Here is a 13,273-nt window from a genome sequence, read left to right as displayed (position 1 = left end):
CGACCCCCTGGGATAGGAGTGAGAAGAAGTTCTCCTGATCTCGTTTCCCAACCATCAATTGAACATCATCATTGAGATTAGATTCTTACGGCGGGAAAATGAACGGTAGATATGGCTAACGAAGGGGAGGATGACAGGGTTAAACCGGCACCCTATCCAGAATCAGATAAACATGAGCACGATGCTGTTGACGTTTTAAATATCATCCTAGCGGATTCTGTGAAGTCGTCTATCGATTCTCGCGATAAAGCCCCCAACCATGACGGAATTTTGGAAATGGTTGACGAGGATAATTCACCAATAGGCCGGTTAATCATTCAGGTCAAAAAGCTCCCAGATGACCATATAGAGACGCCAAAAAAGCAAATGGAAACAAGGCATCTCTCCTATTGCTATGCCTGCGGTGAACCATTTCTAATTATAGCAGTGGATGTCCAGAACGAGCGGGCCTACTGGAAGAATATTACTGTAGAGTGGTTCGAGAATGAGGATCTCCATAATCAGGACTATAAGACTATCCACTTTCCAGTGGAGAACGTAATCTCAGATAGCACAGAAGACTACGTTGAAGATTGGAGAGACATTGCAGACCGGACGAGGAAGCGGAACGATATTTTAGAGAAATACCAAAAACTCAAGCGTCGTTCAAATCCCACGATTGGAAAGCAGAGGCCTGAGTTCCGCGATATCCATACCTTCTTGGATAAATACCACTCTCTTCTGGATTCCGACTTCGAGATCGTTAAAGAACAACTCTATCCAAGAATCTGGAAATTTGGTTTTGGAAATATAATTTACGAAGAGGATGAGTTGAGTTATACTCTTTATCCAATCGAGGATGATGAAAATGATGCGCAGATTAGGGACATTGATTCAGATTGGGACGAAATTCACAAGTTAGGAGCTAATCGGATGTCTGGAAATCCAACAGATAATCCACTAAGAAGGGACCCCAAGGGATTCGCATATAATGCATTGGATCACCGTGTACCCGACTTGTTTGATGAGTACAATTTTGACTACTCATCTTGTCCGTTTCTGGCGATAGAGTACATATATCCCTTCATTAGTCGGTTCTCAGCATTACTCGGGCTTGAGGAAAAGGAAAGATACAGCGTTGACGAAATTAGAGAGGGATACTACCGATATCTTCAGTTTTGGTTATCAGAGGAAAGTAAGGGGATCTTCCAGGATCGCAATGTTAGTGATGTTCATATTGTTATAGACGGTTTCCTAGAGGGGGAGTCAGACGACCGTTATGATCATGCTCACGACATCGCCCAACAGAGGACAGAAGAAGCAGAAATTGACCCACCCCTTCACCGGATCATAGCAGAGGATTACGAACAAGAGGTGTTGGAGAGGATGATTAACGCATTAGTAGAGTCGTCAGTTGACTTTATCGAAAAACCATATAATGACCGGGATCGGATGGATCCGGGAAGTGACGTCTCCAACATCCTCGAATTCTACTCTGACGAATCGATATTTGAGAATATCCAAACATACTACACAAACTATTACAAAGAATATAACAACCTAGCAAAATCTAACTTCCCAGCCCTTTCTGAGATTTTGATCCCCTCTCAAACCAACTTTCTCTTGGTCGTCGTCGATCGCGATAATCTGAGAGATTTGCGTAGCACGTGTATTAGGCGCTACTGGCTAGAAGGAAAGGAACAAAGCCTTACTGTAAAATGTCACTGGGCTTCGGATGAAGAAATTCCGGAGAATTACAAAGAGATGGGTTCTGGCCAAGGGGGAGTCTTTGAATATGAGGGAGATACCTACAGAACACCCTATAGAGGAGCGGGAAGTCAATTTATGCTCGAATTTGACCATTCAAATCGGGTTGTTTTCGATGAAGTCCATAGAAGGATGGAAAGTGAGATGAAATCTTATCTCGCAGAAAAGAAGGTTCCAATTCAGTACGATAGTTGAATTCCATCAATCCCCACATATACATCGACTGTATCTTATTAATGGCATTCCCCGTTTACTTTCACTTTCAGTCCGTACAAGGCTAATCTACTTTCTTTCCCCTGTCTGTGGCTAAATTGGAATGAGTCACGTATAAACGAGCCGACTCGTGACGTTAGAAGCGGACAAACGAGAGATGTTAGCCCATCATGGCGGGCCGTGGAGAATACGACCTCTGGACTATCTATCAGAGATGCGTCGACGGACGGTACGCAGTTGCCCCTGTCGACGAACTTGTAGACAACGATACTGAGGCCCACTTGCTGGGCTCAATGACGCGGAGTTGTGTCTGCAAGAGATGCAAATCGTCGGTGACACGGTACACGTTCCAGACTACGGTGATGCGGAGATTACGCTATCGAAGAGAACGGAGCAAGTCGAGCGGACAAGTGTGGAATTTCCATTCTTCAGGGTCCATCGACTTCCGGCCCAGATCTTGTTCTGGAGCGCATTATCACTGAAGACGATTCTGCCCTTGGAGATTCGAAGTTCAGGCCATCACAAAACTGGTCGGTTCAGACATCGCCACGCAGGCGCTGGCCCCTACCCACGTTTCAACTGCACAGACTCACAGCAACCCAGAGCAATTGACGTCGTCTTTCCGCACCAGAAACGGATTCTTCGTTCGTCTCTGAATCTTCACGATCGGCGTTTTCGCCCGGTAGAGACAGTATGAAGGGCAGTCACTGGTCGTGTGTGAGCGGGCAGAAACGAAGGGCGGCAGCGCGAGGTGCACGTCACAAGTGGCCTGTAAGGGGTCCACATGGGTGTGAGAGGGGGAATTTACGAGAAGCGGTGGGCCACTCGAGCGATGGCACGAGCACAGTCTGAGACGGATTCGAGCTTCACACACGACTGCCGTCCTTCGATTTTGGTTGTGAGGCACCGAGCGCATGGCACTGACCACGAAGTCTCGGCCTGCCGTGAGTGCCAAGCGGCCCGAAAACAGGGAGTTTACTGTCTGTACAGCGCATTTTCTATATCACATTCGTGCCCATCCACGTTGCATGTCGTTCTTCACACACAGTCCTAGACACCCGCAAGAACCATTCTACCGGGCTATAGGGCCGATCGTGAAGAACAGACGGCGTAACGAGCCGTGCCTAGTGCCCCGTTCGACGGTCGTGATCGTGTTTCCCCGACTGTGGAGTGGTGCCGAGAGGCACAGCAGCTTCAAACCATTCCGAATTGGAAGAGAGGATTCTACCTGCGTTACACCTGATGCACGACTGCGTTTTCACCCTGGTACGTTTCAGGGAGATCGCCGATCCCCCAGCCTTCGCCCGTCGTTTCAATGTAGTAGTACTCTCGTCCATCTGCCTCCCAGTAATAGCCAGGTTGGTCTTTCCCGTAGATCCCGGCAGCCATGTGCTCGGGCGGCTGGATCAACACCATATCGTAGTTAAATGGCTCCGTCTGGAGAATGGCTGCGAGGAGAATCGACGTGTCTTCACAGTCCCCACGGACCTCGACCATGGTTTCAGTCACCGTCTTCGGGTAATCGTCGTATCCGGTATCGACGTCGTCGGTGACGTACGGGAAACTCTGGACCCAGTCGATGACGAACTCGACTTTTGCTCGCTTCCCGGTAAACGAGTTCGCTTCTGCAGCTTCGTCGAGGATTTCAGCGATCGTTCCGGCGTTCCCGTTCGATTGAGCGAGTGCAACGTACTCACTATAGCCTCGGCCCCGAGGTTCGTTCACGGATTGACTGTACGCGGATTTCCAGATGTACAGGCCAACTCGCCACGGCTGTCCCTGGGTTTGCCCGTCGAACTGGAGTCGATACGCGCCCTCGACAGATTTTCGCTCGAACCCATCTTGCGTGGCATCATCCTGGGCGTGGCTCGGTGGGTCGCGTGAGATCTCGCCCGTGTCCGAGTTCACCCGGAACGGGTCGCTTTCGTAGAGGAACGTTAGATCGTCTCCGTCGACGTTTTCGAGGTCTTGGTCCTCGGGCATGGCGAAGATCAGGTGATGGAGCCGTTCTCCACGGGAGACATCGCCTTCGGTCATCGAGACCGTGACGCGCGTCGAATCTCCGTCCCTGGGTGTGTCGATAGCATCACTGGAGCCGTACGCTACGCCCTCACCACGGGGGTACTCGTACGTAATGCCCACAATTTGGACACGATCGTGGGGGATCTCGGGGTACGACGTCACGACAACTGTGGCATCCGTCGCAGAATACGAGTGGAGTCTGGACTGTTCACTCAGATGCTCTGAGACGGTCACCGTGTTCGAACTGCCTGCAGGCGTATCGTTCGTCGGGGTCGGCGACCTCGTTGGTTCGGGTGAACTGGTTCGTTCGGGGGTCGTCGTCGACGTGGCTGGCGTCGGCGTCACTCGGTCAGCTGCTTCAGTCGCTGTCTCTTGCAGATCGGACTTTCGCTGCACGTCGGGATCCGTGGGGGCATAGTCTTCGCTATCGATCACGCCGTCCCCGTCGCTATCTTGAATCGTATCGTCTTCTGGTGTCCCTCCTTCCTCAGAGGTACACCCTGCGAGAAGAGGTACCGAAACCGCAACCCCGTGAATGAATGTTCGCCGCGTACGCCCCGATTGCATACCATCCTAACTCTTGGTTCGTGGCTTCAACGTTCGGATCACCTCACCTGCCGCTACGGTTCTTTCTGTACAGGGGCATAGTCGCGCTATCTGGTCGCCTCCAGAGAACAGGCGCCTGTACCTGCAGCCACGACCGGGTTCGGGTGAGTGGTATCCCCGGTCACCTTGTTGCGTCCGGTTTCACCTCTCCGCGGTGTTTGACCTGGGCTCGACCGTCGGGCGTCCAGTGAAACGTACAATCGAATCGAGCCGGCCGTTCACCGTGGTTACCAAGGGGTCAAGCTCCCGGCTTGCTATCGAGTGTGGTCGTCACGAGACAGAGGTGATTCACGGGCATATCCAGCGCGTGGATTGTATCGAGGACGTAGGGCCCGGACTGGTCAATCTGCTTCGTCTCGTAGCCCAGTGTACTGATCGCCCGTAGCTGATCGTAGATCTCCTCCCGTGCCCGCCAGGAGAATGCGTTCTCGGGGGGTTGATACTGGTACACCGGGTTCTCACCGGCGTGTGTGAGTTTCATTATGACGTCAGACTCGGCCGCGACGATAGCGTCGTCGATGGATTCGGCGTCGGTGATCGGTAGCGATCTGAGACCAGCGAGGGTGAGCTGGCGGTACGGCCAAGGGGCCTGAGACGGGGCGGCCCCGTCGGCGAGTGCGTCGAAGAACTCTTCTATCGGCGTCGTATCGAGTGGCATCCCGTGGGCGAGGATGCCGTAGTGGACGTTCACAGTCGTGTTGCCGTGCCGCCGTTGTGCCTGCAGGTAGAACGTCCCATAGCTCGTGGGCCAGACGCACGCCCCTATCACTTCGGGCTTCGTCGCGTTGCGCGTCAGAACGGGACGGCGCTTATCGACCGTCGGTGCGATGGACGCGACGTCCTCGAAATCGGTGAGAAACCGGCCCGGTGTGTTCGACGAGAGCTGTATCGACCCCGCGCGGACGCCGTAGTGACACGCTTTCAGCCCTGCTGGCGGGTCGAGCATCGATTCGACCGCGTCGAGGGCGGCCGCCATGTCGGCGACTGTCTGGTCGATGGGGCTGATCGAGATGTTCGTGTATTGCGCGCCGCCTTTGTCGATGCTCGGGTAGAAGTGGCGGGGGAGGGAGACGACGACATCGAGAGCGCGGTTTCGCGCCACCAGTCGGTCGTCGGGGAGACACTCCGAGAGCGCGTCGTCAAGACGCGGTTCGACCTCGTCGTCTGGTTGTCCGGCGACGTCCCGCGGAAGGCTGTACCGCTCTGCTATCTGGATTTCGGCCATGTGTACTGGAACCTCGTTGTTGTCCACCCTGGGTCGCGACGAGTTCGTGTGTGGCGTCGCTACGTGTGTCGATTTGGGGTGGGCGTATCAACTTTTTCTTGTTTCCTTCTTAGTTGAATTAAGGAGTGTGCAGATATCACCTGCCTAGTTACGGACAGTCGTGTTGTGCGTGTGCCTATGGCGCTGGCCGACGAGATTCGCCGCGACATCCACGGGGAACCGATCTACCTGACCTGTGACCTGAAACACGAGACATACGTCCCCGTCGATCCCGCCGGGTCCATCCTGATGGACGTCATCCGGGTCGACAATATGCCCAACTTCGCGCAGATGAGTGACCCCCCGGACGGGTGGGTGACTGACGTCCTGCGCTGTGGGGCCCACGCCGTGGAGGAGATTCCGTTCCCGACGGACGGCTACGACGAGGCGCTCGTCTGGGTGGAGACGGTGGACGACGCCCCACCCGGGTTCAGGAGTGCCATCGATGCTTCCGACCTGGATGTCGTCGACCACTCCCCGAGTTCCCACGGTGCCGAACCACCACTCGTGGATGGGCAGTCGAGTGCCAGGGCGGCCGCCCAGGGTGACTACGGCTTCCCCCGTATCGGTCGGCAGCGATCGTTACTGCCTGCGTACCGGTACGTGGAAAAGGATTTTCTAGTGGAGGGGATCGAACGACAGATAGCGCAAGCGCGTCGGGTACGGGACGGCGAGGAGACTACCTGACGGGAGGGGTCTGGGTTTCCTCTACGCGTAGGTTGGTGTTGACGTCTGTTCTTGCTTATAGAATAGAATCGCTACCACCCCGAAAGCCCCCGGGCAGTCGGCTCGGGAGGCTCGCTGCGCTCCTCACTTCGTTGCGGTGCTTGCGTCGCCTGCCGTCGCCGACCGCCCGGCCCCTTTCAGTCCCACCCTAGTGGTTTGTTGGGCATTGAGTCACGTGGTTTGCTGGGGTCGGTATCGGCTCGCCCCGCTCGCCGCTGCCACCCTCCGCGTCGCTCGCGACCGACCATTCCGGGCGTGCGGGCGCTCTCCGCACCGCCCGCGCCCGTTCCGGGCTAAAGTGAATGTGCCCTCGCGCCAGCACCAAGCGCGCTTTCGGTTGCGTCTCCCTGCGGTCGACGGACGCGAAACCGGCTTGTGTGCTGGCCGCTCGCTCCGGGTGGGTCGGCGCGCGTGGCTGGTTTGTTCTGCCTCGACAGCGCGTCTCGCTCGCGCCCGGGGGCGCTCGCGAAGGCGCGAGCGAGACGCGCAGACGTGTCTGTCGGTCGTCGACGTCGGAAAACCGCGATGTAGGAGCATCGCGGTGGTGGCGCAGAGCGCCTTCGGATTCTGGTGAATCCAATGAAAGGTAAGCACCTACTCCGTAATGAAGGATCGGTCGAGGAACAGGCGGTCGAACAGCGACACGAGCGAGCGGCTGGTCAGGAGCCGGAGCTGCGGCGGTCAGTCGAACAGGAGATACAGGGAAAGGTCGATACGAATCACCCCGACGCTGGACGGACGGGGTTGACACTCGAGGCGGAAGAGAAGCTGGCAGCTCGGGAGTGGGAGATAGAGCGAACGCACAAGCGGTGGGACAGTCGGCAGGAATCGAGTCGGGAAGCGCGGTCGCGACAGATGGTGAAGGAGGGCAGTGCGAGAAAACGGCGGGAGTTCGAGCGACGACGAGCGGGCGTGGACCAGTGGGCAGGCCCGGATCGGGGAGATCCCCGGGCGGAACTCACGCAGGCGGAACTCTCGACAGTGAACGAACAGGCGGCGAGGTTGGCGGAGGAACACGGTGGCCTGACGAGAGCGGCGATATCACGGAAGCTGGCCGAACGAATCGCGGCCGGGATGGATGTCATAGATGCAGTCGTCGAGGTCATCGAGTCGATTCGTGACGAGGCTGGTGTCATCGTGCCGATCGACCAAATCGAGAACGTCGATCGCAGCGAGGTGACTGTTGAGGGGCGCGTTACCCAGTTGTGGGACCCCTCTTCCCCAGCAATTCGGCAGGTCGGGCTGATCGAAGACGAGAGTGGACGAACCAAGTTCACCTCCTGGGTAAAATCCGACCAGTCCATGGTTCGTGAGGGCGAACGCGTCCGATTCAGGGCGGCGGCGAAGAACTGGTACCAGGGCCGTTGCTCGATAGCGCTCACCGGGTGGTCGGAAGTGCACTTCCCGGAACGTGGGCAGTGGTGGGAGTAGGCGACTAGTGCGGTCTTTTTCTTTCGTGCCAGACCGACCCAGGCCCCGCCTCCCCACCCTCCGCTCCGTGCTCGCTGCTCACGGGTCACTGCGTTCCCCGTTCGCTCTCAGAGGACTCACTCCGTTCGACCTCTCTTTCGCTGCGCGCGCAGCCACGACCGTGCGTGTTCTCCTGTAGGTGGATGGAGGACTTCGGTTTCTGCCGATTCAACGGAGCGTTCTTCGCATTTCCTTCACATTGGTTAGCAATAGTCAAGAAAAATTCGTTCCTTTTCCCGTCGAACTTAGTATCCAAAATTGGAGCGTAGCTAGCCTATGTCGCCTTGGTTTGTTCCCTCGTTTCCCGATACAATCGGACATAATAGAGAACAGGAATCAATGAACCAATAGCTCCGAAATCGGGCGCAACTTCTGTGAGCTACTACTCCCAACTATGACCAAAAACCATCAGTTGGATACTCCCTGTTCCAATTACAGTAACATCGTGCGGGATGGGAATCATAGAGAAAGGCCAGAAACACTGATAAGACTCCATTTGGGATTGGATGGGTTTAGCCCACGTCAATCGGCCGCATTAACGAGTCCATTGATAATTTTGCCAAAGTCAGAGCATTGGTGCGACAGCCAGAAGACTGCCTGCGGCAAGCACGGGGGCTTCATTCATCACATTCCAATTTCGGATTTCGGAATGAATCAAGAGATTACCTGCTACAACAACTGTCCCAGCGACCTGCACGGTGACGTAATCTGCACTTTGACTAACCATATCTGGCAACACTAATCCGACCATGATGCTGATCACCGTCATCACTCCAATTCGGGCAACGAAGGTCATCTCTTTCGTAGCGAAATCGTCTGTCATGAACTTCGAATAGCTATTACCATGTGTATACAGGCGCTTGCCCACAAATCCCATCACAATACCTTGCAGTGATGCGATGAAAAAATCACCGAAGGTGTATCCAGACATCACTATTTGGGTATCTAGCGACCTGAGGGCCGATGTGACAGAATACACTTCGAAGAAAATGCAACCACTGATACTGGCTGCAATGATGAGAGAATACCATTCCCAATTGTCATATTGGCTGTCGTCAATCCACCGCTGCACCTCATTTAGCATATACTCAGCAGTCTGGAGACTTCTGCATTAAACCTACCCCCAATATCTCAGTAAACAACGGTGCGAAACCGGTATGACGGCCTAATGTTCCCGCACCTCGTGTCGCCAAACATTGTCCCACAACCCACATTCACAAGAAATGTTCTACGGACCCTCAGATGCTGGCTAAAACGCTCCTCCCCCCGATACCCCTATGTTTCAGCCAATTCGATAGGAGAGCATGTTCGACGTTACCATCACGGTAAGCTGTCCTGAGTGCAACGCTTCCACCTCCATTGAGAAGAGCACAAATTCAAAAACGACGTACTCATGCGGAGCATGCGAAAACTGCGGGTACGAACGGGAGAACAAGCCCGGTCGCACTCGGAATGCCATTCCAGTTTCCTATGTGACGGTCGGTAAGTAGGTCCAATCACTTTCTACACCTCTTTTTCTACTATTATAGCGGATAGCACCCAATCCACGTGTGGACGAGGGTTTATACTTGGTAATTGCCAAGAAAACATCAATGAGAATCCTATTGGATACGAAGTACTGGATACGAATGGAGAACAATCCAACAGATTTTGGGAGGTTTAGAGAAATTGTGACTAACAAGGATGGGATTGAAGTTCTATTTTCCTTTGGAAACCTCGTTGACCTCGTAAAGCGTCGGGAGCAAGACGAGATGTCAGAGCTAATTGCCGAAACTGTAGACACCTATATCCCACCTATGCCCCCTGATGGCCAGTCTTATCATATTACTGAAGACCCCATCCATATGGTACCGGACGCTGGTCTCCGATATGACCTACGAAAGCTAACCGTTCCTTCTGACCCGGTGGGGACATTACAGATGATTTTTCGCCTGTCTGATTGGGTACCGACTGGGAAATATGAGGTCGGCATTAATCAGTTCAAAGACATCGCTGAAAATTATGAATTTGAGGACCTCAAGGCGATTGCTTTTGAATCTTATTCGAAAGAACGGGGTGACGGAATAATGGAACTGCAGATGGGAGACGTAGATATTATCGAATTTGTGAAGAAGATAATCTATGCTCACCGAATAGTACTGATGGCACCAAATGAGACGATCGACACCAACGATATTGCTGATATAGCCGTGTGCGCTCACGGAATAATCACAGAGTGTGAGATGCTATTGATTGAAGAGAAATGGAGAAATGTCGAACTCATTGAACGGGTAACAGATGAAATTGAAGGTGAAGATGATTTAGATGTATATGCAGACTTTGACGACTTTGTCGATGCGTTAGATCAGTTGTAGTTTCTCAAAGGGGGGTGCGTTTATTGTTGATTGACTATGTTGTCGGGGTATGGTAATCAGTGCGCCTGGTTTCGACCGAGACCTTTCAGGCCATTCCGCCGTAGAGCTTGAACGTGCCCCAGGGATCTGCCACGCTGTGGTCTCGGAATTCAACGAAGATGGAGAACAACAAGACGAAACGGAATGCGGTGTGCCAACAGAAGACGACGAAATACGCCCCAAGTTAAAGTTCGACGATAAGGAGATAGAATACTGCGAGGAGTGTTGGCCCCCAACTGTTTTGGAGACAGAATAGTACAATCGATATGCTCTTTGAGACTCTTCACAAGCCAGCCAGTCGGCATGAGGTTGTTTTCATCATTGGAAAATCTGAAGAACACGGCCTCAAACGCACTGAAGTACGGCCGTATACCTGCAAATGTGGCTGTGACCTAACTCCAGAACGTCTCGACGAGGGGGACCGGATGAAGACATCGTGGCCCAACTGTAAATCATGGCGAGATGGTGGGAATAAGCGGTGCCCAGAGTGCAACTCGAAGTTTCACATGCCTCCACGGGAGCAAATGGGGCGCACGTTCGGGTACGAGACTCGGCCGAAGGACGACAATACTGATACGATAACGAAAGCTCGGAAGCGCCGTGCTAGGGAGAAATATGGGGACTCCTGTATTCTATGCGATTCAGATGATGAAATTGGGTATGTGAGGATTGTTCCACCTAAATTCTGGGGCATTGCGGACGCGCCAAACCTCGTACCGTTCTGTTCTACGCACAAGCCTCGTCACCACGTATTCCTTGATATCAGTTACCCGGGCAAGTGGATGCGTTTTCCCGACCTCGTGGACTGGAAGGCATACACCTCTAGCCTCAAAGAGCAACTTTTAGAGGCGGGGCACGAGGGGACAGCATTCGTCGATCATCTTGATGAATTGCTTGAAGTGGGTCAAGTGCCACCACGAGACCCATACTGGTTGGCGAAGAATGTAGAGGACACTCTTGACGCCAGTCAATGAAGGCCTCCCTCTCTAGAACATCGTCACTTCAGCGGAATTGGACCATTTCCACCGATGAGCGCCGTTAACCGCGCATATCGCGAGGCGGTTCTCTGGGACATCTAACCTACGGTGTGTTTATTACCCCCCGAGGGGTGCGGGGGCAATCCCGCAGCACATCATGGCACATAGAGCACTCGTCGCGTACGAGCGACCTGACGGACGATTCAACCTGCACTACTCACACGAAGGCGCGTACGAACTTCGACTGGCGACGGACATCACGGCTGACACACCATTCGGTGGCGGCGTCCCGAGTACAGACCAGCGAAACCGACTCGATCTCATGCTGGAGGTCCAGCCCGGTGGCGCCGGTATCTCCGTGGACAGCGGCCGATATCGGGCGGCGCCGGTCGAGATGGAACCGAAAGAAATCGCCCTCGCGCTTGAGACAATCTGCGAGGGCCACGTCGATTACCTCACTCACGAAGCGTTCTACGTCGTCGACCGGGACTTCGACGTCACGGCGTACCGGACGTTCTCCTTCGCGATGGACCACGTCGAGCATCAAACAAAGGAGGGCGATACCGTCGGCAACGGCGCACTCGTCCCGGTCCGGTGGAACGACGGCGAACCAGTCGGCGATGGCGTCCTTCGTGGTCGGCTTCACGCATTGCGATCGATCACGCGAGACACGCTCGACAGGGACGTCTTCGACGAGGACGAGGCACAGACGTACATGATCGAGAAACTCCAGACGTGGGTCCACGACGACGCGGAAATTCACGTCCACAGCGATACTACGTAACTTCCTCACTCAGCTCGGCGTCGATGTTGCAAACGATTCGCCGTTGACGACGAACGTGGTCCAGTAGATCTCTCCCTCATAGCGAACGATGTACGACCCGCTCAGGTCGTCCTCGCCTGATTCGTCGAGACCTCTGGCCTGTTCCTGTGGACGGAACTGGTCGGCGAGTTCGACGAGTGGCTGGGGCGTTGTCTCGTCTGCTCTGACGACGTACCGTTCGTCGCCGGTAGCCGTCTCCACGATGTCTCGTTGCTCACTGGAGAGGCCGGAAAACTCGAACGCGAACTGTTCGCGCATCTGCTGGCCGTATTCCACTACGGTGGCGACCTCTTCGGCCGAATAGTCGTAGGTCTTCAGCGACATTTCGTAGGCGTCGTCGACGACCCATTCGGCTTCGGCGCCGTTCTCCCAGACGATGTAGGCATACTCCGATTCGGGGACGAGGACGGACTGCTTGCGTTCCTCGTGGGTATACAGGAGCGTCGTCCCGATGCCGACGACGTCGCCGTCGGCGAGCCCCTTATCGGAAAAGACAGTTCGGTCAACCTCGGGCAGATCTGTGAACCGGATCGCTTCATCGTCCTGGATCGAATCCTGGACGATGTCGACTTTGACAGAGTACGTCGTCGCCGGCGTCTCGCCGACGACCTCTTTCGACAGTTCGACCACTGCATCGTCGGTCGCGATGTGCCGGTTTGCCGGGAGCGGGGGCCGCGTCCCCTCAGTCGTCGCCCCACCGTCGCGTATCCGCTCGAGTAGTGCTGCATCAGGATCCTCGTCCGGATACGACTGGAGTGAGTAGAGAACCTTCTCCGGGAGTTCGGCATCGGTAACGGCGGTCATCTGGAAGCTGGCAGTCGGTACTTCGTCGACGAGGTTACCGCTGGTCTCTGGCCCGGTCTGGCAGCCGGACAGGGCAGCGGGAAGGAGGGCGGCCGTCGACGCTAACAGCGTTCGACGGCGCATCGTCCGGGCGGCCGCAGTCGTTCGATACGTGTTCTGGCATTCTCTCATAGTGGCCCGCTTGAATGTCTATAGCTATCTATCACCTTTGGCTGCAAATATACTTCCC

At 54.7% G+C, this 13,273-nt stretch carries 11 protein-coding genes; 7 read left to right on the top strand and 4 right to left on the bottom strand.

Annotated features, from left to right (window positions below; all coding sequences use genetic code 11):
- Positions 1 to 111: 111 nt before the first annotated feature.
- Positions 112 to 1,941, top strand: a complete 1,830-nt coding sequence (locus BM337_RS11185) for a DUF4365 domain-containing protein (RefSeq protein WP_089816685.1) — start codon at positions 112 to 114, stop codon at positions 1,939 to 1,941.
- A 1,251-nt stretch (positions 1,942 to 3,192) separates the two neighbouring features.
- On the opposite strand, the gene BM337_RS11180 is transcribed toward BM337_RS11185, so the two are convergent.
- Together BM337_RS11180 and BM337_RS11175 are read right to left on the bottom strand one after the other, a co-directional pair.
- Positions 3,193 to 4,548 (bottom strand): hypothetical protein, encoded by a 1,356-nt coding sequence (locus tag BM337_RS11180; protein WP_143117711.1) that lies wholly within the window; start codon positions 4,546 to 4,548, stop codon positions 3,193 to 3,195.
- Between the two features lie 277 nt (positions 4,549 to 4,825).
- Positions 4,826 to 5,812 (bottom strand): hypothetical protein, encoded by a 987-nt coding sequence (locus BM337_RS11175; RefSeq protein ID WP_089816683.1) that lies wholly within the window; start codon positions 5,810 to 5,812, stop codon positions 4,826 to 4,828.
- A gap of 177 nt (positions 5,813 to 5,989) precedes the next feature.
- Between BM337_RS11175 and BM337_RS21145 the strand changes: the two genes are divergently transcribed.
- Entirely contained in the window at positions 5,990 to 6,538 is a 549-nt protein-coding gene (locus tag BM337_RS21145; protein ID WP_089816682.1) for a hypothetical protein, read from the top strand.
- 618 nt (positions 6,539 to 7,156) lie between these two features.
- Complete coding sequence (locus tag BM337_RS11160) at positions 7,157 to 8,008, top strand: DNA-binding protein (RefSeq protein ID WP_089816681.1); 852 nt, start codon at positions 7,157 to 7,159, stop codon at positions 8,006 to 8,008.
- Positions 8,009 to 8,612: 604 nt separating this feature from the next.
- Here the strand turns inward: BM337_RS11160 and BM337_RS11155 are convergent.
- Positions 8,613 to 9,131, bottom strand: coding sequence for a hypothetical protein (locus BM337_RS11155; RefSeq protein ID WP_089816680.1), 519 nt, complete (start codon positions 9,129 to 9,131; stop codon positions 8,613 to 8,615).
- 466 nt (positions 9,132 to 9,597) lie between these two features.
- Here BM337_RS11155 and BM337_RS11150 point away from each other — a divergent pair, with 466 nt between their 5' ends.
- The 4 genes from BM337_RS11150 to BM337_RS11145 all read left to right on the top strand — a co-directional run bounded on the left by BM337_RS11150 (position 9,598) and on the right by BM337_RS11145 (position 12,201).
- On the top strand, positions 9,598 to 10,401 hold the full coding sequence (locus BM337_RS11150; RefSeq protein WP_143117710.1) for a hypothetical protein: 804 nt from the start codon (positions 9,598 to 9,600) through the stop codon (positions 10,399 to 10,401).
- Between the two features lie 49 nt (positions 10,402 to 10,450).
- The gene (locus tag BM337_RS20660) at positions 10,451 to 10,696 is read left to right on the top strand and encodes a hypothetical protein (protein WP_143117709.1); all 246 of its coding nucleotides are present in this window, start codon (positions 10,451 to 10,453) and stop codon (positions 10,694 to 10,696) included.
- 268 nt (positions 10,697 to 10,964) lie between these two features.
- Entirely contained in the window at positions 10,965 to 11,414 is a 450-nt protein-coding gene (locus tag BM337_RS20655; protein ID WP_143117708.1) for a hypothetical protein, read from the top strand.
- A 160-nt stretch (positions 11,415 to 11,574) separates the two neighbouring features.
- Positions 11,575 to 12,201: a DUF6735 family protein gene (locus BM337_RS11145; RefSeq protein ID WP_089816678.1), complete on the top strand. Its 627-nt coding sequence runs from the start codon at positions 11,575 to 11,577 to the stop codon at positions 12,199 to 12,201.
- A gap of 9 nt (positions 12,202 to 12,210) precedes the next feature.
- Here the strand turns inward: BM337_RS11145 and BM337_RS11140 are convergent, their stop codons facing one another.
- Positions 12,211 to 13,215 (bottom strand): hypothetical protein, encoded by a 1,005-nt coding sequence (locus BM337_RS11140; protein ID WP_143117707.1) that lies wholly within the window; start codon positions 13,213 to 13,215, stop codon positions 12,211 to 12,213.
- Positions 13,216 to 13,273 lie beyond the last annotated feature (58 nt).

Origin of the sequence: Halomicrobium zhouii, from assembly GCF_900114435.1 — an archaeon.
Lineage (GTDB): Archaea > Halobacteriota > Halobacteria > Halobacteriales > Haloarculaceae > Halomicrobium > Halomicrobium zhouii.
The sequence above is the reverse complement of the archived record's forward strand: the minus strand, read 5'-3'. Positions and strand labels throughout refer to the sequence as shown.

Excerpts from the sequence above, each read along its gene's own strand:
- BM337_RS11185 (WP_089816685.1), top strand. The coding sequence starts at position 112 with ATGGCTAACGAAGGGGAGGATGACAGGGTTAAACCGGCACCCTATCCA.
- BM337_RS11180 (WP_143117711.1), bottom strand. The coding sequence starts at position 4,548 with ATGCAATCGGGGCGTACGCGGCGAACATTCATTCACGGGGTTGCGGTT.
- BM337_RS11175 (WP_089816683.1), bottom strand. The coding sequence starts at position 5,812 with ATGGCCGAAATCCAGATAGCAGAGCGGTACAGCCTTCCGCGGGACGTC.
- BM337_RS21145 (WP_089816682.1), top strand. The coding sequence starts at position 5,990 with ATGGCGCTGGCCGACGAGATTCGCCGCGACATCCACGGGGAACCGATC.
- BM337_RS11160 (WP_089816681.1), top strand. The coding sequence starts at position 7,157 with ATGAAAGGTAAGCACCTACTCCGTAATGAAGGATCGGTCGAGGAACAG.
- BM337_RS11155 (WP_089816680.1), bottom strand. The coding sequence starts at position 9,131 with ATGCTAAATGAGGTGCAGCGGTGGATTGACGACAGCCAATATGACAAT.
- BM337_RS20660 (WP_143117709.1), top strand. The coding sequence starts at position 10,451 with ATGGTAATCAGTGCGCCTGGTTTCGACCGAGACCTTTCAGGCCATTCC.
- BM337_RS20655 (WP_143117708.1), top strand. The coding sequence starts at position 10,965 with ATGGGGCGCACGTTCGGGTACGAGACTCGGCCGAAGGACGACAATACT.
- BM337_RS11145 (WP_089816678.1), top strand. The coding sequence starts at position 11,575 with ATGGCACATAGAGCACTCGTCGCGTACGAGCGACCTGACGGACGATTC.
- BM337_RS11140 (WP_143117707.1), bottom strand. The coding sequence starts at position 13,215 with ATGAGAGAATGCCAGAACACGTATCGAACGACTGCGGCCGCCCGGACG.